We start from the raw sequence: 20,508 nt of genomic DNA on the forward strand, positions 1-20,508 counted from the left end.
CGGCTCAGAACCCCCTGGTCCGCTTGGCGGCGCGGCGCTTGCCGGCCGAGCCGACCCGCAGGAAGAGCCGGAAGACCTCCGACCCCAGATTCACCCCGATCGCGATGGCCATCGCCAAGGACGCCGCACCGGCCAGCGACACCAGCCCCTTGTCCACCTCGTTCTGGGCCATGCTCAGCAACCCGAAGTAGGTGGCGGAACCAGGCAGCAGCGGACCGATCGCCGCCGTCGTGTACGGCAGCGCGGAGGCGAACCGGTACCGCGACAGCAGCTGTCCGAACAGCCCCACCAGCCCCGCCGCCACCGCCGTGGACGCCACCGGCGAGATGTCGGCGACATAGCGCATCGCGCCGTACACCGACCATGCGACGCCTCCGTTGAGGGTCACCCACAGCACGGTGGACCGTTCCTGCTGGAGCAGGATCGCGAACGTCAGCGACAGCAGCATGGAGGCCGCGATCTGGATCAGCGGCCGCTGGGTGATGTGCAGCGCCGCGTCCGGGTTGAGCTTGCCGCCGAGCTTCACGCCGAAATACAGGACGATCAGCACGCCGGTGACGATGCCCACGAAGAAGTACAGGACCTCCAGCAGACGTGCCGACGCGGTGATGTAGAAACCCGTCAGCCCGTCCTGCACGCCCGCCACCAGCGCCCGCCCGGGCAGCAGCGCGAACAGCCCACCGGTGACCACGGCGGACGCCTTCACGTCCACGTGCGCCAGCGCGAACCCCACCCCGATCGCCGCGGGCGGCATCGCCGCCACCGTGAACTGGTAGAACTCCGGCAGTCCGCGCCCCGCGCACAGCCACGCCAGCCGGTCGCCGAGCATCGCGCCCACCGCGGCCGCCACGAACACGATCAGATCGCCGCCGACCAGCATCGAGGCCGCGCCGGCCAGCAGCCCGCTCGCCAGGGTCAGTGCCCAGCCGGGGTAGGGGTGCCGGTTGCGGCGGATCTCCACCAGGCGCCGGTAGGCCTCCTCCAGGGAGACATGCGCCTCCGGGTCGGTCAGATCGTCCACGAGCCGGAACACGGCCGCCAGCCGCGTGTAGTCGGTGCCCCGCCGCCGTACCGTCCGGGAGGCCGTCACCGGGTCGTCCACCAGGGACGGCTGGTACGAGATCGACAGCAGCGTGAAGGTGACGTTCGGCTCGCACCGGTCCAGGCCGTAGGACCGGCACACCGCGAACATCGCGGCCTCGACGTCCTCCGCGCCCTCACCGCCGGCCAGCAGCAGCTCGCCGATACGCAGGGTCAGGTCCAGCACGCGCGGGACGGCCGGGCCGCCCTCCTCCACGCGCTGCACCGGCTCCGGCGCCGGCCGCTCGGTCACCGGCATGCGCAGCATCGTGCGCATCCGGTCCTGCCAGGGCGCGTCCTTGACCAGGCTCACCAGCGGCACCCCGGCGGCCGGCGTGAACGCCGCCGGTGCCTCCTTGGCGCTATAGGTGCTCGGTGTGCTGAACGCCGACACCTCCGGCTCGACGCTCGGCGGCTGCGGCGTCGGCAGCCCCTCCGGCACCGCGAACTCGGAGGTCGTCTCCTGCTCCCCGCCCTTGGGGACGTCGAGACCCACCGGAATGGCGAACTCGGACGTGATCTCCGGGTCGTACCGCGCCTCGTCCGACCGGGGCTTGCGGTCCTCCGCCTCCGTCACCTCGCACCGCTTCCTGAACGACACCTTCCGCAAGCATCAGTATGCGCACACGTACCCCGACGAGCCGCACCCGTGCGGAGTAGTGGAGTGGCGGATCGGCGGAGTACGCGAACGGGCCGCACGCGCATGCGTGCGGCCCGTCACGGAATCAGGGTTCAGTGACCGCCCTGCTCCTTGAAGCGCTTGTACGACCGCTCGATCTCCACCTCGGCGTCCGTGCGGCCCACCCAGTTGGCACCCTCGACCGACTTGCCGGGCTCCAGGTCCTTGTACACCTCGAAGAAGTGCTGGATCTCCAGGCGGTCGAACTCCGACACGTGGTGGATGTCGCGCAGGTGCTCCACACGCGGGTCGGTGGCCGGAACGCACAGCAGCTTGTCGTCGCCGCCGGCCTCGTCCGTCATCCGGAACATGCCGATCGCGCGGCAGCGGATCAGGCAGCCCGGGAAGGTCGGCTCGTCCAGGATGACCAGCGCGTCCAGCGGGTCGCCGTCCTCGCCGAGGGTGTTCTCGACGAATCCGTAGTCGGTCGGGTAGGCGGTCGAGGTGAAGAGACGACGGTCCAGGCGGATCCGACCGGTCTCGTGGTCCACCTCGTACTTGTTCCGCGAACCCTTCGGGATCTCGATCGTGACGTCGAACTCCACCGGTGGCTCCTCCATGATCAGCACATAGTTCTGGTGGTTAAGTGTCCCTCACGCAGGTGTGTGATCGCGAAAGGGGCTGGTGGTCGTGCCAGAGCTGAGGCCTTGGCGAGCCGCGAGACCGCAGGTGGCGCGGCTCGCGAACGCCGTACGACCGCGTCTGGCGGGCGCCGTGACGGCCGCCGGGCCGCGGATCGCGCGGCTGGCGAAGGCCGTGCGGGTCGGGCCTGCGCACCTCCCCCGGCTCCCCCGTTCGCGGACCGTCAGGACCTGGCAGTACACCGCGGGCGCCGCCACCGCCGGCCTGGCGCTGGCCGCCGGCGTGGTGACCGTGGCCGGTCCCTGGGACGCCAACGGTCAGCGTACGGCCGAGCGGGACCGGGCGGCCGCCCTGGAGCGGCCGGGTGGCGCAGATCACGGTCGCTCCGGTACGTCCGCGGAGGCGTCCCGGGCCGCGCCGAGCGCCCCGCCGGTCCTCGCGGGCCTGGGCGGCACCACGGGCGCCGTCGGCACCAGGAAGACCTCCCCGGACGAAAAGACGCTCTCGGACGTCCTGGAACCCCTTCTGGACGCCTCGGCGCTGGGCGACCGCCACGCGGCGGCCGTCGTCGACGTCACGACCGGCGAACGCCTGTACGACAACAACGCCGGCGAGGCCCTCACCCCCGCCTCCACCACCAAGATCGCCACCGCCGTCGCCGCCCTGTCCGCCCTCGGCCCCGACCACCGGCTCACCACCCGCGCCGCCCTCGAACCCGACACCCGCGAACTCGTCCTGGTCGGCGGCGGCGACCCCACCCTCACCGCACACGCCCAGGCCGAGGGCTGGGCCAGCCTGCGCACCCTGGCCACCGACACCGCGCGGGCCCTGAAAAAACGCGGCATCCGCACGATCACCCTCTCCTACGACGCCAGCCTGTTCACCGGCCCCGCCCTGCACCCCATCGGCGTCAACGACAACCTCGCACCGGTCGGCGCCCTGATGGCCGACGAGGGCCGCACCGACGACTCCGCCGGCGGCCCCGCGACCCGCGTGAGCGACCCGGCCGCGGACGCGGCGGCCAGATTCGCGGGCTTCCTGGAGGACGCCGGCATCACGACCACCTCCCCGGGCCCCTCCAAGGCCGGCACGCGCGCGCAGACCCTCGCCACCGTCTCCTCGCCTCCGCTGTCCGCCCTGGTCGAGCGGATGCTGACCAACAGCGACAACGACATCGCGGAGGCCCTCGCCCGGCACACGGCCCTGGCGAGCGGCGAACCCGCGAGCTTCGCCGGCGGCGCCCGGGCGATCGGCACGCAGCTGCGCAAGCTCGGCGTACCGATGTCCGGCGCCTCCTTCCACGACGGCAGCGGCCTCGACCGCGCCGACCGGCTGACGGCCGACCTGCTCACCGTTCTCCTGGCCAAGGCCGGCGACCCCGATCGCCCCGGCCTCCGCCCCGTCCTCACCGGCCTCCCCGTGGCCGGCTTCACCGGCACCCTGAGCACCCGCTACACCGACGGCGCCTCCGGCCTCGTACGCGCCAAGACAGGCACCCTGACCGGTGTGAACACCCTCGCCGGCACAGTCGTCGACCAGGACGGCCACCTCCTCGCCTTCGCCTTCCTCGCCTCCGACACGACGAACCCCCTGGAGGCCCAGTCGACCCTGGACGAAGCGGCGACGGCGCTGGCGGGATGCGGCTGCCGGTAACCGCCCCGCCGTACGGTCTACCGGGAAACACCGACCGGCCCCCGCCCGCCCCCACGGCCTGCCCCTGCGGGGAACGCTCACGTACGGTTGACAACATGACGAGCTTCGGTGGCACCGCATCTCCCGGGATGGTCGACTGGAACCTCGCGGTGGCAACCGCGACACGGCTCGTGCGACCCGGCCCCGACGTCAGCCGCGACGAGGCCAGGGCGGTCGTCGCCGAGCTGCGCCGGCACGCCAAGGCCTCGGAGGGACACGTCCGGGGCTTCACTCGTATGGGCACCGAGGAGATCCACGACACCCCCGTCCTCGTGGTCGACCGCCCCGGCTGGGTCCGCGCCAACGTCGCCGGCTTCCGGGAGATCCTCAAACCGCTCCTGCAGAAGATGCAGGAACGCCGCGGCAACAACCCGGGCAGCGCGGTCCTCGGCGCCGTAGGCGGCAAGGTCACCGGCGTGGAACTCGGCATGCTGCTGTCGTTCCTGTCCTCCCGCGTCCTCGGCCAGTACGAGACCTTCGCCCCCGTCACCCGCGACCTCCCCGCCGGCGAGAACGGCGGCGGCCGGCTGCTGCTCGTCGCGCCCAACATCGTCCACGTCGAGCGCGAACTCGACGTCGAGCCCCACGACTTCCGCCTGTGGGTCTGCCTGCACGAGGAGACCCACCGCACGCAGTTCACCGCCGTGCCCTGGCTGCGGGACCACCTGGAGGGCGAGATCCAGTCGTTCTTGGCGGAGACCGACGTGGACCCCATGACCTTCCTGGAGCGCATGCGGGAAGCCGCCCAGTCCCTCGTCGGCGGCCGCCCCGAAGGCGAGGAGGAGGACGGCGGACGCTCCTTCGTGGAACTCGTGCAGACCCCCGCCCAACGGGAGATCCTCGGCCGCCTCACCGCCGTGATGTCCCTGCTGGAAGGCCACGCCGACTACGTCATGGACGGCGTCGGCCCGAGCGTCGTACCGACCGTCGCCGAGATCCGCGAGAAGTTCCAGCAGCGTCGCGCGAAGGGCGCCTCCCGCCTGGACCTCGCCCTGCGCAAGCTGCTCGGCCTGGACGCCAAGCTGCGGCAGTACCGGGACGGCGAACGCTTCGTGCGGGCCGTCGTGGACGAGGTCGGCATCGACGGCTTCAACCGCGTGTGGACCTCGCCCAACACCCTGCCCACCAAAGCGGAGATCGGCAAACCGGCGGACTGGATCGCACGGGTGCACCGCAGGACGGAGTCGTGAACCCCGCCGGCCAGTCGTGAAACGAATCCGGCCGACGGCAGGCGAACGCCCCTCCAATCACCCGTCCGAGGGACCGTGAGCCATGCGTAGGCGTGCAATGCTCGGGGAACGGCCCGCTTCTGTCACCATCTACACACTCTGAGTGACCGTCTCGGGTTCACCCCCCGAAAACTTCATGAAGGGAACCGGACATGGGTCCCCATCCTGCGGTCGCGGCGATACGCCTGGCGGTCCGCCGCGTCCTCCACGACATCCTGAACGACCATCAGACCGGCCACCAGACCGGCCACGAACACCTCGGCCGCGACGCCTCCCGCGCGCACCCGGACCGGCACCCGGACCAGACGGTCGAGCGGCCCCCCTCCCCGCTCGTCCTCGTCGCATGCTCCGGCGGCGCCGACTCCATGGCCCTCGCCTCGGCCCTCGCCTTCGAGGCCCCCAAACTCGGCATCCGCGCCGGCGGAGTCACCGTCGACCACGGGCTCCAGCCCGGCTCCGACCTCCGCGCCGACGAAGTCGCCTTGCGGCTGCGCCAACTCGGCCTCGACCCGGTCGAGTCCGTCGCCGTGACCGTCGGCCGCGCGGGCGGCCCCGAAGCCGCCGCCCGCGACGCCCGCTACACCGCCCTGGACGCCGCCGCCGAACGTCACGGCGCCGCCGCGGTCCTGCTCGGCCACACTCGCGACGACCAGGCCGAAACCGTCCTGCTGGGCCTCGCCCGCGGCTCCGGCATCCGCTCCCTGTCCGGCATGGCCGCGGTCTCGGGGGCCGGCGGCCGCTACCGGCGGCCCTTCCTGCACCTGGACCGGCAGACCGCCCGCAAGGCCTGCATGGTGCAGTCCCTGCCCGTCTGGGACGACCCCCACAACGCCGACCCCGCCTACACCCGCTCCCGGCTCCGGCACGAGGGCCTGCCCGCCCTGGAGAAGGCACTCGGCAAAGGCGTCGTGGAGGCGCTCGCCCGCACCGCCCAGCTCTCCCGCGACGACGCCGACGCCCTGGACGCCTGGGCCAGGCAGGCCGAGGCCGCCGTACGGGACGCCGCCGGCCTGCTGGAGTGCGCCAAGCTGTACGCCCTCCCGCCCGCCGTGCGCCGCCGGATCCTGCGCCGCGCGGCCATCGAGGCCGGGGCGCCGGCCGGCGCACTCTTCGCCCGCCACATCGAGGAAGTCGACCGCCTGATCACCGGCTGGCGCGGCCAGGGAGCCATCAATCTCCCGGGCAAAGTCGTCGCCCAGCGTCAGGGTGGCAGACTGGTGATTCGGCAAGGCTGATTCCCGACCCTTCCCGGAGCGACCCTCCGGCGGGCCGGGCGGCCGGAGGCCGTGATGACGGCCGTAAGTGCGGGACGACCGAAAGTGATGCGGGTGGACGCGAAAGACATGGGTGCCGACCTTCAGCAGGTACTCATCACCAAGGAAGAGATCGACGCGAAGCTGGCCGAGCTGGCCGCGAAGATCGATGCGGAATACGCGGGCAAGGACCTGCTGATCGTCGGCGTCCTCAAGGGCGCGGTGATGGTCATGGCAGACCTCGCCCGGGCGCTGTCCACCCCCGTCACCATGGACTGGATGGCCGTGTCCTCCTACGGCGCGGGCACCCAGTCCTCCGGTGTCGTCCGCATCCTCAAGGACCTCGACACCGACATCAAGGGCAAGCACGTCCTGATCGTCGAGGACATCATCGACTCCGGCCTGACCCTGTCCTGGCTGATCAACAACCTCGGCTCCCGCGAGCCCGCCTCCCTGAAGGTGTGCACGCTGCTGCGCAAGCCGGACGCCGCCAAGGTCGCCATCGAGGTGGAATGGGTCGGCTTCGACATCCCGAACGAGTTCGTCGTCGGCTACGGCCTCGACTACGCCGAGAAGTACCGCAACCTGCCGTTCGTCGGTACGCTCGCGCCTCACGTCTACGGCGGCTGAGCCAGTCGGCCCAAGCCCGGTAGGACGATCGGGAACCCCAGCGGGTTCCGTGCCGTTGAAGCAAGCAGAGACGGGTTTCCCAGCCGTCGAACCGGCTCCGTGCGGCTTCGGGCAACAATGCTGGGGTACCGTCAGAAGAACTGTCTTATCAAACTCACTATGGCAGGAGGGACGGGGCGGCACCGCTCCGTATGGATGGACGTGAAGCGATACTTCCGTGGGCCGGTCATGTGGATCGTGCTGGCCGTCCTTGCCGTGGTCGTGTTGATGCAGGTCGTCGGCTCGTCCGGCGGCTACAAGACGGTGGACACCGGCCAGGTCGTGGCGGCGATCAACGACAACAAGGTCGAGTCGGCCAAGCTCACCACCGGTGACGAACAGAGCATCAAGGTCACGCTCAAGGACGGCAGCAAGGTCGAGGGCAGCTCGAAGATCCAGGCGAGCTACATCGGCGACCAGGGCGTGGCCCTCGCCGCCACGCTCCAGACCAAGTACCAGGAGAAGCAGATCCCGGACGGCTACACAGTCTCGCCGTCCAAGCAGAACCCGTTCGTCGGTGTCCTGCTCTCGCTGCTTCCCTTCGTTCTGATCGTGGTCGTCTTCCTGTTCCTGATGAATCAGATGCAGGGCGGCGGCTCCCGGGTCATGAACTTCGGCAAGTCCAAGGCGAAGCTCATCACCAAGGACACCCCGAAGACGACCTTCTCCGACGTCGCGGGCTGCGACGAGGCCGTCGAAGAGCTCCAGGAGATCAAGGAGTTCCTCCAGGAGCCCGCCAAGTTCCAGGCCGTCGGCGCCAAGATCCCCAAGGGCGTGCTCCTCTACGGCCGCCCGGGTACGGGCAAGACCCTGCTCGCGCGTGCCGTCGCGGGCGAGGCGGGCGTCCCGTTCTACTCGATCTCCGGCTCCGACTTCGTCGAGATGTTCGTCGGTGTCGGTGCCTCCCGGGTGCGTGACCTGTTCGAACAGGCCAAGGCGAACGCCCCGGCGATCGTCTTCGTCGACGAGATCGACGCGGTCGGCCGCCACCGCGGCGCCGGCCTCGGCGGCGGTCACGACGAGCGCGAACAGACCCTGAACCAGCTCCTCGTCGAGATGGACGGCTTCGACGTCAAGGGCGGCGTCATCCTGATCGCCGCCACGAACCGTCCCGACATCCTCGACCCGGCCCTGCTGCGCCCCGGCCGCTTCGACCGCCAGATCGCGGTCGACCCGCCGGACCTCCAGGGCCGACTGGAGATCCTCAAGGTCCACCAGAAGGGCAAGCCGGTCGCGCCCGACGTCGACCTGTCCGCCGTCGCCCGCCGCACCCCGGGCATGACCGGTGCCGACCTCGCCAACGTGCTGAACGAGGCCGCGCTGCTCACCGCCCGCGGCGACCAGAAGCTGGTCGACAACAAGGCGCTGGACGAGGCGATCGACCGCGTGGTCGCGGGCCCGCAGAAGCGGACCCGGATCATGTCGGACAAGGAAAAGAAGATCACCGCGTACCACGAGGGCGGTCACGCCCTGGTCGCGGCGGCCTCGCCGAACGCCGACCCGGTCCACAAGATCACGATCCTGTCCCGCGGCCGCGCCCTCGGCTACACGATGGTCCTGCCGGACGAGGACAAGTACTCGACCACGCGCAACGAGATGCTCGACCAGCTCGCCTACATGCTGGGCGGCCGCGCGGCCGAGGAACTGGTCTTCCACGACCCGACCACCGGCGCCGCGAACGACATCGAGAAGGCCACCAACCTGGCCCGCGCGATGGTCACGCAGTACGGCATGACCGAGCGCCTCGGCGCGATCAAGTTCGGCGGCGACAACAGCGAGCCCTTCCTCGGCCGTGAGATGGCTCACCAGCGCGACTACTCGGAAGAGGTCGCCGCGCTGGTGGACGAAGAGGTAAAGAAGCTCATCGAGACCGCGCACAACGAGGCCTGGGAGATCCTGGTCGAGAACCGCGACGTGCTCGACAACCTCGTTCTCCAGCTGCTGGAGAAGGAGACGCTGGGCAAGGAGGAGATCGCCGAGATCTTCGCCCCCATCGTCAAGCGCCCGCCGCGGCCCGCCTGGACCGGCTCCTCCCGCCGCACCCCGTCCACCCGCCCGCCGGTGCTCTCCCCCAAGGAGCTGGCACTGACCAACGGTGCGAACGGCGCGACGGCGGCGATCAGCACGGCCAAGTCCACGGCCGCGGAGTCCGCCCCGGTCACGGAGCAGACCCCGGAGGACCGCTCCGACAGCTGAGCGCCTTTCGGCCACAGGGCCGGAATGAATGCCGCGCCCCTCAGGTTCTAGCCTGGGGGGCGCGGCATTCGCATGTCCGCAGACAGAACACGCGTCGAACGCGTGTGTAAGGCACAGGAACGAGGAACCAGATGACCGACCCGGTGACGCTGGACGGTGAAGGCTCCATCGGCGAGTTCGACGAGAAGCGCGCCGAGAACGCCGTACGGGAGCTGCTGATCGCGGTCGGCGAGGACCCGGATCGTGAGGGTCTGCGGGAGACGCCGGCGCGGGTGGCGCGGGCCTACAAGGAAATTTTCGCCGGTCTGTGGCAGAAGCCCGAGGACGTGCTGACGACCACGTTCGACCTGGGGCACGACGAGATGGTCCTGGTGAAGGACATCGAGGTGTACTCGACCTGTGAACATCACCTGGTGCCGTTCCGGGGCGTCGCCCACGTCGGCTACATCCCGTCCGTGACCGGCAAGATCACCGGCCTGTCCAAGCTGGCCCGCCTGGTCGACGTCTACGCCCGCCGGCCGCAGGTGCAGGAACGGCTCACCACGCAGATCGCGGACTCCCTGATGGATATGTTGGAGCCGCGGGGCGTCATCGTCGTCGTCGAGTGCGAGCACATGTGCATGTCCATGCGCGGCATCCGCAAGCCGGGCGCGAAGACCATAACGTCCGCCGTGCGCGGGCAGCTGCGGGACGCGGCCACGCGGAACGAGGCGATGAGCCTCATCATGGCTCACTGACCATGCCGGTGGGCGGAGCCGGCCTTCAGGCCGCCGGCTCCGCTCCCGGGGGGTTCTGGTCGTCGTCCTCCGGGAGTTTGCAGACCCGCTCCAGGAACAGGGCGGCCGCTATCACGCCGAGGCCGGCCAGGACCGAGAAGCCGGCGTAGATCGCCTGGTCGCGGCGGGCCGGGAAGTCCAGCAGCTCCAGCAGGAGCACGCCCGTGCCGCCGTACATGCCGGCGACGAGGGCGGCGACCAGGGCGCTGGCCTGGCCGAAGACGGCCGCCCGGGCGGCCATCAGCGGGTCCACGCCCTTGGCGCCCGGCCGGCGCTCGCGCTGGGCCTTGAGACGGGCGCGCAGCGAGAGCGCCGTCGCGAGCAGGACCACCGCGATCAGCGCGAGGACGACGGGGGCGGCCAGGGGGACGCTGGGAAGGGTCCCGATCGAGTTCCAGAGGCGGGCGCCCGCCCAGGACAGGACACCGGCCACGACGAACACGCCCGCCAGCACCCTGATGCGCAGCTCTCTCACGGTGTCCCTTCGGTTACCCCGGACCGTCCCGGTGTGTAGTCGTCGTGGGTCGGTCGTGACCCGCCTCGACCTTAACGACTACTCGGGCAGCCGGAGTTCCAGGTCTGCGCGCGGCGCCACACCCTCACGGGTGACGACCGACAGCAGATCGGCCACCGTGCCGCGGCCGGGCAGCTGCGCCTGCGGGTCCACGTCGTGCCAGGGCGCGAGGACGAAGGCGCGCTCGTGGGCGCGCGGGTGGGGCAGGGTGAGCTGCGGGTCGTCGGAGGTGACGTCCGCATAGGCGACGATGTCGACGTCCAGCGTGCGCGGGCCCCAGCGCTCGTCCCGGACGCGGTTGAAGGCTTCCTCGACGGCGTGCGCCCGCTCCAGCAAGGAGGACGGGGGCAGGGTGGTCTTGAGGAGCACGACGGCGTTGAAGTAGGAGGGCTGGCTGCCGGGCTCGACGCCCCACGGCTCCGTCTCGTAGACGGGGGAGACGGCCTTCACGCGGAGGCCGGGGGTGTCTTCGAGGGCGTCGACGGCGCCCTGGAGGGTCTCCAGGCGGTTGCCCAGGTTGGAGCCGATGGAGAGCACGGCCCATTTGGGGTTGCTGAGGGTCGTGTCGGCGGCGTCCACCTGCTCGACGACCGAGGCGGGCACCGGCTGGACGGTCGGGTCGCTGTGACCCTGGCGGAAAGGTCGGGTCATACTCGGCTCCGGGTGATGGTGACGGTCACGTCGTCGAAGGGGACGGTGATCGGCGCGTCCGGCTTGTGGACGCAGACCTCGACCTCCTGAACCCCTTCGTGCTTCAGGCAGGTACGGGCGATCCGCTCGGCGAGCGTCTCGATGAGGTTCACCGGCTCGCCCTCGACCACGGCCACGACCTCCTCGGCCACGATGCCGTAGTGCACGGTCTTCGCCAGGTCGTCGTCGGCCGCGGCCGGTCGGGTGTCCAGGCCAAGGACGAGGTCCACGATGAAGGTCTGGCCCTCTTCGCGTTCCTTGGGGAACACACCGTGGTGCCCGCGGGCCTTGAGGCCGCGCAGCGCGACACGATCCACGCGAATCACTCCTGCAATCGTCGGGAACGGCCGGACCGTACCGCGTGCGGGCGGCACACCGGCCTCAGTCGAATCTACCTGCGGGCACCGGCAAAGCCGGGCCATGGGGGCACGGACTCGGGCCGGTACCCGGAGGGTTCACCGGTTGTTTCCCCTGGGGAACCCGGCGCTGGCATGGGCTGGTAGCCGCTTCTACCCGGGGGTAGGTGATTCCAACCACTCCTCGCGCCCCGCCGGGTGCGGTCCGTGTCCTGAGGTGCGTCTACCCGTTCAGGCGAGCGGGCCGTCGTCCGGATTCACGCCATTGACGCCATCGACACCGGTGTCGCCGTCGTCGCCGTCGTCGCTCTCCGCCAGGACGGGGGAGGCGTGGTGCGACCAGAGTTTCCAGCCGGAGGGGGTGCGCCGGAACACGTTCGTGGCGACGACGAGCTGGCCGACCAGCGGCCCCAGTTCCGCGCCCTCCGCCGGGGCGGGGCCGCCGCTGAGGATGTTCTCCGTGCAGGTCACGAGTGCGGTGTCGCCGGTCACGGAGACGTGCACATCGGTGAGGAAGAACTGGATGTAGTCGGTGTTGGCCATGATCAGGGCGTACGACCTGAGGACTTCGCCGCGGCCGGTGAGCACCGGCCAGCCGGGGTGTACGCAGGAGATCACGCCGGTGTCCGCGGGGTCGTGGTACGTCTCGTCCACGCCCAGCTCGGAGGGGGTCAGCCAGAGGGCGGAGACCTCCTCGAAGTCGCCGCGTTCGAGTGCCTCGTAGAAGGCGGTGTTGGCGGCCTCCACCTGCTCGACGTCGGTGTGCGGGGCGCTCACCGGTCTCCTTCCGCTCCGTGCTCGCTGTCGGTGCCCGGCGCATGTCCGGTGCCGTGCGCCCGGCGCTCGGCGTCCGCGCCGAGCGCGCGCTCGGCCTCCTGCGGACTGCGCCCGCTCTCCGCGCCGGGTGCCGAGCCCGCTGTGCGCGCTCCCTCCACGGCCCGCGCCACGCGGACGGCGTCCGCGGTGGCGCGCACCTCGTGTACGCGCACCGCCCATGCGCCGGCGTGCGCCGCGAGCGCGGAGACGGCGGCCGTGGCCGCGTCGCGTTCCCGGGCCGGTGGGGGCGCCCCTTCCGGCCCGGCGAGGACCCGGCCGAGGAACCGCTTGCGGGAGGCGGCGACGAGGAGGGGGTGGCCGAGGGCGCGCAGGCGGTCGAGGTGGGCGAGGAGGGTGAGGTCGTGCTCGGCCTCCTTGGAGAAGCCGAGGCCGGGGTCGACGACGATGTGGTCGGGGGCGACGCCGCCCGCCAGAACGGCCTCCACGCGCGCGTGGAGTTCGTCCGCGACTTCGGCGACGACGTCCTCGTAGGCGCCCTTGACGTTGCCGCCCTGGAGGAAGCCGCGCCAGTGCATGACGACGAAGGGGGCGTCCGCGGCGGCGACCACCGGGATCATCGCGGGGTCGGCGAGGCCGCCGCTGACGTCGTTGACGAGGGCGGCGCCGGCCGCGAGGGACTGTTCGGCGACGGAGGCGCGCATGGTGTCGACGGAGACGACGACGCCTTCGGAGGCGAGGCCGCGCACCACGGGGATGACCCGCCGCAGCTCCTCGGCCTCGTCCACGCGCGTGGCGCCCGGGCGGGTGGACTCGCCGCCGACGTCGACCAGGTCCGCGCCCTCGGCGACCAGGTCCAGGCCGTGCTTGACGGCGACGGTCGTGTCGAACCAGCGGCCGCCGTCGGAGAAGGAGTCGGGGGTCACGTTCACGACCCCCATGACCGCGCACCGGTCCCATGCCGGAAGGCCGGCCACTCGACCGCGCCCGCTGTGGTTGTTCATACGTTCAGCGTAGGCCCAGGGCGGCACCGGGAACGCGCGGCGGCCCGGGTGGAAGCCCCGGTGCTGGAGGGGGAGGGGCTTCCACCCGGGCCGGTCCTCGGGCCGTATCACTCGGCGCGTCCGGTCCTCGGGCCGCGCGGGTGCCGGTGCGGTCGGTTCGGGCCGCGCGTGTGCCGGCTCAGGCCGCGCGAGCGTCTGCTCGTACATCGTGTTCGGGCACGGCGTGCGCGCACGGGCGCTGGGCACGCGCCCGGCGCCGGCGCAGGAAACGCGGCGCCGGCAGGGCGAGGTTGACGAAGCCCTCGGCCTGCATGGCGGCGAAGCCGATGCGGGGCAGGTCGGCGGAGGCCCGGTACACCACGAACCGCGGCTCCCAGCGCGGCTGGAACTTGGCGTTGAACTTGTACAGCGACTCGATCTGGAACCAGCGCGAGAGGAACACCAGCAGCCCGCGCCAGGCGCGCAGCACCGGGCCGGCGCCGATCTTCTCCCCGCGCGCGAGGGCGGAGCGGAACATCGCGAAGTTCAGCGAGACGCGGGCGATGCCGAGCTTCGGGGCGGCCTGGAGGGCGGCGACGATCAGCAGTTCGTTCATGCCGGGGTCGGCGCTGCGGTCCCGGCGCATCAAATCCAGCGATGCGCCGTCCTTGCCCCAGGGCACGAAGTGGAGGATCGCTTTCAGGTCGCCGTACTCGCCCGATGCGTCGTCGGCCTTGTGCGCGGTGGCGATGAGGCAGTCGCCGTCGCCCGGGTCGCCGACGCGGCCGAGCGCCATGGAGAAGCCGCGCTCGGTGTCCGTGCCGCGCCAGTCCTCCGCGGCCTGACGTATCCGCTCCAGCTCGGCCTCGCCGAGGTCACGGACGCGCCGCACTCGCGTCTCGTAGCCGGCCCGCTCGATGCGCTTGACCATCTGGCGCACGTTGCGCATCGCGCGTCCGGCGAGCGAGAAATCCGCCACGTCCACCACCGCCTCGTCGCCGAGCTCCAGGGCGTCCAGGCCGGTCTCGCGGGTCCAGACTTCGCCGCCGGTCTCGGAACAGCCCATGACGGCGGGCGTCCAGGAGTGGGCCTTGGCCTCGTCCATGAAGCGCTCGATGGCGCCCGGCCAGGCCTCGACGTCCCCGATGGGGTCGCCGCTGGCGAGCATCACGCCGGAGACGACCCGGTAGGTGACCGCGGCCTTGCCGCTCGGCGAGAACACGACCGCTTTGTCGCGGCGCAGCGCGAAGTGGCCGAGCGAGTCGCGCCCGCCGTGCTTCTGCAGCAGGGCGCGCAGCCGGCTCTCGTCCTCCTCGGTGAGGCGGGCGGCCGGGTGCTCGGGGCGGAAGGCCAGGTAGACGGTGGTGACCGCGGTGATCCAGCCGAGGGCGCCGAGGGAGAAGGCGACCGTCCAGGAGGTGTTGCCCTGGTAGTCGACGGGACCCTCGAAACCGAACAGGCCGTAGATGACGTGCGTCAGCCGGTCGGCCAGGCTCGGGTCGCCGATCGTCCGGTTCGGGTGAACGCTGACGATGACGAGGCCGAGCATGAGGGAACCGGCGCTCATGAGGACGAAGTTGGCGAGCGCGCGCCACCTGCTGCGCGGGTCGGGCAGGGCCGCGAACTGGCTCCGGTGGCGCAGCAGCGGCACCAGCAGCGCGACCGCGATGAGCACGCCGACGATCGAGTGCCGGTAGGCGAACTGCGCCGCCGCGCCCGCCGGAAGCAGTGCGACCGCGGCGCGCCAGGCCCGGCGCTTGCGCCGCTTGAGCCCGTGGGCGAGCAGCAGCAACAGCACACCCGCGCTCAGCGAGAGCGCCGCCGCGAACGGGCCGAAGGAGCCCGGCAGCACCTCGGCCAGGGCGTGCATACGGCTGTGACGGAAGCGCGGGAACACGCCTGCGGCGATGTCCAGGACACCCACGAGCGCGGCCGCCCTGCCGACGAGAGCCGGAACGGCCTCGGGGCGCGGGCCGCGCAGTATGCGCCGCGCCCGGCTTGATCGGCTCGGAACCCCGCCCGACATTTCCCCATCTATCCTGACAGACATCGCATCCCGTAGTTCTGCGAGAGACCTTGAACCCGGGCCCGATCGGGCATCCGGCGACATTGCGCCCTCTAGGACGGTGTCTCGGGGAGAGAGGTTCACTCCCCGCCGGAAAGTCGGGTCAAAGGCCAAGGAAAGCCCCGGGCAAGTCCTCGCAACGACATGTGGGTGCGGCACGGGCGGAAAGCGCAGGCAGGAAACAGCCATGGGTCTCACGAGCAACAAAGTGCTGGTGCTGGCGATTGCGATCGCCGCCCTGCTGTTCATCGGCACCATCTGGCTGTGGCCGCGCCTGGCCCGGCGGAGCTGGCGGGCCGTCAGCGGCCGGGTCGGCCTGCTGCTGTCCACCCAGTTGGCGCTCTTCGTCTCCCTGGGCCTCGCGGCCAACCAGTCCTTCGGTTTCTACGCCAGCTGGGCGGACCTGTTCGGCAAGGAGACCGCCCAGGGGGTCGTCGTCGACCACTCGGTCAACGGCAGCACCGGCGGCCCGCTCCAGGTGGTCTCCACGTCCGACGTGCCGGGCGTGCGCGCATCGCGGCCGGAGACGGGCGGGCAGGTCCAGAAGGTCGACATCATCGGCCGTACGACCCACATCGCCACACCCGCGTACGTCTACCTGCCACCGGAGTACTTCCAGCCGCAGTACCGGACGCGTACGTTCCCGGCGGCGGTCGTGCTGACCGGCTACCCGGGCACGGCGCGGTCGCTGGTGGACAAGCTGGACTACCCGCGTACCGCGCAGCAGCTCGCCAAGGACGGGCGGATGCAGCCGATGATCCTGGTGATGCTGCGGCCGACCGTGGCGCCGCCGCGGGACACCGAGTGCGTGGACGTCCCGGGCGGCCCGCAAGCGGAAACGTTTTTTGCGAAGGATCTGCCGGACGCCGTCCTCGGGCACTACCGGGCCGGCAAGCGGCCGGGCAGCTGGGGTGTCATCGGCGACTCCACGGGCGGCTACTGCGCGCTCAAGCTCGCCATGCACCACCCCGACGTGTACGCCGCCGGCGCCGGCCTCTCGCCGTACTACAAGGCGCCGATCGACCCCACGACCGGTGACCTCTTCCACGGCGACACGAAGCTCCAGAACCGCGCCGACCTGTTCTGGCTCCTGCAGCACGAGCCCGCGCCCGACACCTCGCTGCTCGTCACCAGCAGCAAGGTCGGCGAGCACAACTACAACAGCACGCTGAAGTTCATACAGCAGGTGCAGGCCACGAACCTGACCCGGATCTCGTCGATCATCCTCGAGAGCGGCGGGCACAACTTCAACACCTGGCGGCGCGAGATCCCGCCGACGCTCCAGTGGATCAGCGGACGGCTCACCGACCGATGAGCCGTCGGGCCCCTGACGCTCCGTGAAGTCCGCGGCGTGGCCGGGTTTTTACGGGGCGGGGGTCCGCGATTCGCCTACGCGCGGTAAGTTTCTGGCCATGCCACGTGGACGCCACCGCCATTCCCCGCCTCTGCACCGGCTGCTGCCTCCGTCGGCGATCGCCGGCGTCTCCGTCGCCTGCGCGCTGGGTCCCTGGGTGTTCTCCGAGGCCACGGTGCTGCGCGTGCTGGCCGCCACGGCCGCCGCGACGGCGGTCGTCGGCGCGGTCGTGATGCGCCGCTGGGACACGCAGGCGGGCAAGCGGGTCGCCGAACTCACGCGCGCGCGTGCCGGTGACGAATGGCGGTACGAGGAGCGGGTCGCCGAACTGGAGACCGACCTGGAGGAGTCCCGCGAGCTGCGCGCGAAGCTGGAGCAGCGGCTGCGCGCCAAGCGGGCCGAACTGGCGGGCCTGCGCAACGAGCACGCGGCCCTGCTGCGCCGGTACGCGACCGCGGAGACCGAGCGCGCGAGCGCCCTGGAGGGGCGCCGGCTGCTGGAGCTCGAAGCGGGCGCGCCCGAGCCGGGATCCGCGCCCTCGTCGTCGCTCGCGCTGCCGGCCGCGCGGAGCGCCGAGCCGGAGACGGCCGGCGCGCCGGACGCCGAAGCCGCCGAAGGCCCCGAGGGCGCCACGGACCCCAACGCGCCTGCGGACAAGCCGGCGGTCTTCTCGCCCGAAGGCGCCCGGCTGTACCGGCAGGCTCTGACGGCCCTGGTCCGGTTCGGCCGGGAGGCACCGGTCGAACCTGAGGGCGAGGACGAGGGTGAGGATGGCGGCGAGCCGGAGGCCGGCACGGCGTCCGAGGCCGGGCCTGAGGGGGACCCGCCGGAAGCAACTGAGGCTCCGGCCGCGCACCCCGAGCCCGTCGGCACGGACGAGCCCGTAGGCACGGACGAGCCCGTCGGCACGGTCGAGCCCGCCGAGTCCGCGGTCGACGCGCCGGAGGCCGCCGGGAGCGAGGTGGCCGAGGCCGGGTCCGTCGGCAAAGGAGAGGGCGCCGAGGGAGGCGTGAAGGACGGCGCCGATGCGCCGCCCGCGGCCGAGCCCGCCCGGCCCGCGGGGCAGTCGCCCGCCGGGCACTTCACCGTGCCGACCGCGGTGGCCGTCGTACCGGCCGCGCCCGCGCGGCGCCCGGTGGTCGAGGGCGGCTTCGACTTCTTCGGCACCCAGAAGGGCGCGCCGAAGGCCACGCTGGACTCCATGCAGAACGAGGACCTCGCCGACGTCGTCGGCCCGGAGGCCCTCGCCGTGCACAAGGCCGAGGCCGAGGCCGGGTTCAAGCCCGCCGACGCGCGGTCCCGGGGGGTCGGCCAGGTCATCGACCTGACGGCGCACGACGAGACCGAGCAGATCGACGTCCAGGGGCTGCGCAGCGCGGCCTCCTGAGCCGCCGTCAGCCGGCCGCACCAGGCACCGGGCCCGGCCTTCCCGCGAGGGGAGCCGGGCCCGACGCGTTGGCGCGCCGCGCGGCTGGCGACAGGCCTGTGGTCGGGTGGTCAGCCGGCGGTCCGGTTGTGCGGCGGTCAGGTTGTGCGGCGGTGCGGCGGTCCGGCGGTGCGGCGGTCCGGTGATCGGCAGGTGGTGCGGGGGCGCGGCGGTCCGGTGGTCGGCAGGCGGTGTGGTGGTGCGGGGATCCGGTCGTCAGCCGGTGGTCATCCAGCGGTCCGGCAGGGCGTCCCGGCGTCCCGTACGCGACCTCTCCGCCTGCTCGCCCAGGAACCACTCGGCCTCCTCGGCGTCCCGCAGACGGGCCGTCACGGTCTTGTCGGCCCCGGTGTCCACGTGCACGTCGGCGAGTCTCCAGCGGCGCTGCCAGGGCCCCTGGGTGAGCCGTACGCTCTGCACCTTGGCGTGCGGGACCAGCGAGAGCCGGCGGCACAGCAGGCCGCTGCGGGCGGCGACCACCGCGCCGGTGACCGCGAGCCGGTGTCCGCGCCACCACACCGGCACGCACCACCGGGCCCGGCGCGGCACCCGCGCCGGCTCCCGCGGCACGGTCACGCCGGGCAGCACGCGCGCGACGACCGACTCGGCGACCGCGCGCGGGGCGACCGGTATGAGCACCGAGTTGGCGGACCCCGCCACGTCCAGTTCCACCCGCACCCAGTCCCGCCGCCGCCACAGCAGCGGTTCCACGATCCGTACGGTCTGCACCCGCCCCGGCGGCACCGTCTCGTGCGTACGGTCGAGCAGCCCGTGGTCGATGCGCAGCCCGTCCGGGGACTCGCTCACCGTCCAGTCGTACTCGGTGACGAACCGGCCCGCACTGCTCGCGCCGGCCGCGCCGAGCAGGGGCAGGGCGGTGGCGAGGACCGTCCACAGGTTGTGGGTGGTGAGCCACAGCACGGTCGGTACGACGAGCGCGGCGCATAGCGTGCCCCAGGTGGCGCCCGTCAGCACCAGGGAGCGCGCCAGCTCGCGTGAGGGCACGCGCAGTAGCTCGCGCGCCGGTGCTTCCCCGACTTCGCGCGCTGTCTCGGGCGCGAATCCCGCCGCGCGCGCGAGCAGCTCAGCCCGCAGGGCGCGCGCCTCCCGCTCGCTCAGGAAGGCCAGCTCGTCCTTGTCGTCGGCGCCTACGACGTCGATCCGCAGCTTGGCGACGCCCGCCACGCGCGCGAGGAGCGGGCGGGAGACGTCCACGGCCTGGACGCGCTCCAGCCGGATGTGCGCGGTGCGCCGGAACAGCAGCCCCGTACGGATGCGCAGCTCGGTGTCGGTGACCGAGTAGTGCGTGAACCACCACGACAGGAAGCCGTAGAGACCGGCCGCCGGCACCAGCACCGCGAGCCCCAGCAGGAGCATCGCGCCGGTCAGCCGCTCGACCTGCTCCTGCGCGCCGCTCGGGTCGTGCACCGCCCAGCCGGCCAGCACGGCGAGCGGCGCCCACGCCCGGCGCAGGGGCGTGACCGGGTGCAGCCGGCGCTCGGTGACGGGTGGGCGCTCCGGTATGCCGGCGGCCGGACCGTCGGCACGGCCCGCGCCGTCCCCGTCCACCGTTCCGTGCGCGCCGTTCGCGCCGGCCGCTGCGCCGGCCGTGTTGGCCGCGTTGGCCGCGCCGTCCGTGCCATCCGCGCCGTTCGCACGGTCCGGGGGCGTCACAGGCCCGCCGATCGTGCCTCGCCCAGCTCGGTCAGCCGGTCGCGCAGACGCTCCGCCTCGGCCGGGTCCAGGCCGGGGAGGGTCGCGTCGGTCGCGGCGGCGGCCGTGTGCAGCTGCACGGTGGCCAGCCCGAAGCGCCGCTCCAGGGGCCCGGAGGTCACCTCCACCAGCTGCATCCGCCCGTACGGCACCACCGTCTCCTCGCGCCACAGCACCCCGCGGCTGATCAGCAGGTCGTCGGCGCGCTCGGCGTACCGCCAGGAGCGCCAGTTGCGCTCCAGCAGCCGCCAGCACCAGGCGGCGAACGCCGGCGGCAGCAGCGCGCAGGCGGCCCACCCCGGCCCCGCGAGAAGCCCCGGCAGCAGCCCCGCGGCGACCGCGAAGATCCCCGTCCACACGACCAGCAGCAGCCGGCGCACCCGCAGCAGCCCGGGCTGAAGCCCGCGCCACACCGGCTGGTCCGCCAGCGCTCCGGTCCCTTCCAGGCTCCCCGTTTCCATGAGGCCAGCGTACGTA

18 protein-coding genes are annotated in these 20,508 nt (G+C 72.1%); 8 read left to right on the forward strand and 10 right to left on the reverse strand.

Annotation, left to right across the window (positions count from 1 at the left end; translation table 11 throughout):
* Nucleotides 1–4 precede the first annotated feature (4 nt).
* Together ACZ7DL_RS27805 and ACZ7DL_RS27810 are read right to left on the reverse strand one after the other, a co-directional pair.
* On the reverse strand, nucleotides 5–1,657 hold the full coding sequence (locus tag ACZ7DL_RS27805) for a threonine/serine exporter family protein (protein ID WP_470778238.1): 1,653 nt from the start codon (nucleotides 1,655–1,657) through the stop codon (nucleotides 5–7).
* A gap of 155 nt (nucleotides 1,658–1,812) precedes the next feature.
* Entirely contained in the window at nucleotides 1,813–2,304 is a 492-nt protein-coding gene (locus ACZ7DL_RS27810; RefSeq protein ID WP_030342671.1) for an inorganic diphosphatase, read from the reverse strand.
* A gap of 124 nt (nucleotides 2,305–2,428) precedes the next feature.
* Here ACZ7DL_RS27810 and dacB point away from each other — a divergent pair, with 124 nt between their 5' ends.
* The 6 genes from dacB (at nucleotide 2,429) to folE (ending at nucleotide 10,117) form a co-directional block, all read left to right on the forward strand.
* Entirely contained in the window at nucleotides 2,429–3,994 is a 1,566-nt protein-coding gene (dacB, locus tag ACZ7DL_RS27815; RefSeq protein WP_470778123.1) for a D-alanyl-D-alanine carboxypeptidase/D-alanyl-D-alanine endopeptidase, read from the forward strand.
* A 95-nt stretch (nucleotides 3,995–4,089) separates the two neighbouring features.
* Nucleotides 4,090–5,223: a zinc-dependent metalloprotease gene (locus ACZ7DL_RS27820; protein WP_470778125.1), complete on the forward strand. Its 1,134-nt coding sequence runs from the start codon at nucleotides 4,090–4,092 to the stop codon at nucleotides 5,221–5,223.
* Between the two features lie 191 nt (nucleotides 5,224–5,414).
* The gene (gene tilS, locus ACZ7DL_RS27825) at nucleotides 5,415–6,497 is read left to right on the forward strand and encodes a tRNA lysidine(34) synthetase TilS (RefSeq protein WP_470778127.1); all 1,083 of its coding nucleotides are present in this window, start codon (nucleotides 5,415–5,417) and stop codon (nucleotides 6,495–6,497) included.
* 87 nt (nucleotides 6,498–6,584) lie between these two features.
* The gene (gene hpt, locus ACZ7DL_RS27830) at nucleotides 6,585–7,145 is read left to right on the forward strand and encodes a hypoxanthine phosphoribosyltransferase (RefSeq protein WP_451387580.1); all 561 of its coding nucleotides are present in this window, start codon (nucleotides 6,585–6,587) and stop codon (nucleotides 7,143–7,145) included.
* Nucleotides 7,146–7,340: 195 nt separating this feature from the next.
* Nucleotides 7,341–9,380, forward strand: a complete 2,040-nt coding sequence (ftsH, locus tag ACZ7DL_RS27835) for an ATP-dependent zinc metalloprotease FtsH (RefSeq protein WP_470778128.1) — start codon at nucleotides 7,341–7,343, stop codon at nucleotides 9,378–9,380.
* A gap of 131 nt (nucleotides 9,381–9,511) precedes the next feature.
* The gene (gene folE / locus ACZ7DL_RS27840; RefSeq protein ID WP_470778131.1) at nucleotides 9,512–10,117 is read left to right on the forward strand and encodes a GTP cyclohydrolase I FolE; all 606 of its coding nucleotides are present in this window, start codon (nucleotides 9,512–9,514) and stop codon (nucleotides 10,115–10,117) included.
* 25 nt (nucleotides 10,118–10,142) lie between these two features.
* Here the strand turns inward: folE and ACZ7DL_RS27845 are convergent, their stop codons facing one another.
* From ACZ7DL_RS27845 to ACZ7DL_RS27870, 6 genes are all read right to left on the reverse strand, one after another.
* Nucleotides 10,143–10,631, reverse strand: coding sequence for a DUF3180 domain-containing protein (locus ACZ7DL_RS27845; protein ID WP_470778133.1), 489 nt, complete (start codon nucleotides 10,629–10,631; stop codon nucleotides 10,143–10,145).
* Between the two features lie 78 nt (nucleotides 10,632–10,709).
* Entirely contained in the window at nucleotides 10,710–11,321 is a 612-nt protein-coding gene (folK, locus tag ACZ7DL_RS27850; protein WP_470778135.1) for a 2-amino-4-hydroxy-6-hydroxymethyldihydropteridine diphosphokinase, read from the reverse strand.
* Nucleotides 11,318–11,677, reverse strand: coding sequence for a dihydroneopterin aldolase (folB, locus tag ACZ7DL_RS27855; protein ID WP_360153914.1), 360 nt, complete (start codon nucleotides 11,675–11,677; stop codon nucleotides 11,318–11,320). Before folB ends, folK begins: the two co-directional genes overlap by 4 nt.
* Before the next feature lie 270 nt (nucleotides 11,678–11,947).
* Nucleotides 11,948–12,493: a nuclear transport factor 2 family protein gene (locus ACZ7DL_RS27860; protein WP_470778136.1), complete on the reverse strand. Its 546-nt coding sequence runs from the start codon at nucleotides 12,491–12,493 to the stop codon at nucleotides 11,948–11,950.
* Nucleotides 12,490–13,494: a dihydropteroate synthase gene (folP, locus tag ACZ7DL_RS27865; protein WP_470778138.1), complete on the reverse strand. Its 1,005-nt coding sequence runs from the start codon at nucleotides 13,492–13,494 to the stop codon at nucleotides 12,490–12,492. The genes ACZ7DL_RS27860 and folP overlap by 4 nt, the downstream gene beginning before the upstream one ends.
* A 178-nt stretch (nucleotides 13,495–13,672) precedes the next feature.
* Nucleotides 13,673–15,499 (reverse strand): phosphatidylglycerol lysyltransferase domain-containing protein, encoded by a 1,827-nt coding sequence (locus tag ACZ7DL_RS27870; protein ID WP_470778140.1) that lies wholly within the window; start codon nucleotides 15,497–15,499, stop codon nucleotides 13,673–13,675.
* A 226-nt stretch (nucleotides 15,500–15,725) separates the two neighbouring features.
* On the opposite strand from ACZ7DL_RS27870, the gene ACZ7DL_RS27875 reads away from it, so the two are divergent.
* A complete protein-coding gene (locus ACZ7DL_RS27875; protein ID WP_470778142.1) occupies nucleotides 15,726–16,853 on the forward strand; it encodes an alpha/beta hydrolase in 1,128 nt (375 codons plus the stop codon).
* Between the two features lie 97 nt (nucleotides 16,854–16,950).
* Entirely contained in the window at nucleotides 16,951–18,279 is a 1,329-nt protein-coding gene (locus tag ACZ7DL_RS27880; RefSeq protein WP_470778144.1) for a hypothetical protein, read from the forward strand.
* A gap of 255 nt (nucleotides 18,280–18,534) precedes the next feature.
* On the opposite strand, the gene ACZ7DL_RS27885 is transcribed toward ACZ7DL_RS27880, so the two are convergent.
* Nucleotides 18,535–19,887, reverse strand: a complete 1,353-nt coding sequence (locus tag ACZ7DL_RS27885) for a PH domain-containing protein (RefSeq protein WP_470778240.1) — start codon at nucleotides 19,885–19,887, stop codon at nucleotides 18,535–18,537.
* A 101-nt stretch (nucleotides 19,888–19,988) separates the two neighbouring features.
* Complete coding sequence (locus tag ACZ7DL_RS27890; RefSeq protein WP_470778145.1) at nucleotides 19,989–20,492, reverse strand: PH domain-containing protein; 504 nt, start codon at nucleotides 20,490–20,492, stop codon at nucleotides 19,989–19,991.
* Between the last annotated feature and the right edge of the window lie 16 nt (nucleotides 20,493–20,508).

The sequence above is a fragment of the Streptomyces sp. NPDC036984 genome (genome assembly GCF_055607665.1).

What these genes read in the sequence shown, in the direction of transcription:
- ftsH (WP_470778128.1), top strand. Translation starts at nt 7,341, where the DNA reads ATGGACGTGAAGCGATACTTCCGTGGGCCGGTCATGTGGATCGTGCTG.
- folE (WP_470778131.1), top strand. Translation starts at nt 9,512, where the DNA reads ATGACCGACCCGGTGACGCTGGACGGTGAAGGCTCCATCGGCGAGTTC.
- folP (WP_470778138.1), bottom strand. Translation starts at nt 13,494, where the DNA reads ATGAACAACCACAGCGGGCGCGGTCGAGTGGCCGGCCTTCCGGCATGG.
- tilS (WP_470778127.1), top strand. Translation starts at nt 5,415, where the DNA reads ATGGGTCCCCATCCTGCGGTCGCGGCGATACGCCTGGCGGTCCGCCGC.
- folK (WP_470778135.1), bottom strand. Translation starts at nt 11,321, where the DNA reads ATGACCCGACCTTTCCGCCAGGGTCACAGCGACCCGACCGTCCAGCCG.
- ACZ7DL_RS27875 (WP_470778142.1), top strand. Translation starts at nt 15,726, where the DNA reads ATGGGTCTCACGAGCAACAAAGTGCTGGTGCTGGCGATTGCGATCGCC.
- ACZ7DL_RS27820 (WP_470778125.1), top strand. Translation starts at nt 4,090, where the DNA reads ATGACGAGCTTCGGTGGCACCGCATCTCCCGGGATGGTCGACTGGAAC.
- ACZ7DL_RS27890 (WP_470778145.1), bottom strand. Translation starts at nt 20,492, where the DNA reads ATGGAAACGGGGAGCCTGGAAGGGACCGGAGCGCTGGCGGACCAGCCG.
- ACZ7DL_RS27880 (WP_470778144.1), top strand. Translation starts at nt 16,951, where the DNA reads ATGCCACGTGGACGCCACCGCCATTCCCCGCCTCTGCACCGGCTGCTG.
- hpt (WP_451387580.1), top strand. Translation starts at nt 6,585, where the DNA reads ATGCGGGTGGACGCGAAAGACATGGGTGCCGACCTTCAGCAGGTACTC.
- ACZ7DL_RS27870 (WP_470778140.1), bottom strand. Translation starts at nt 15,499, where the DNA reads ATGTCGGGCGGGGTTCCGAGCCGATCAAGCCGGGCGCGGCGCATACTG.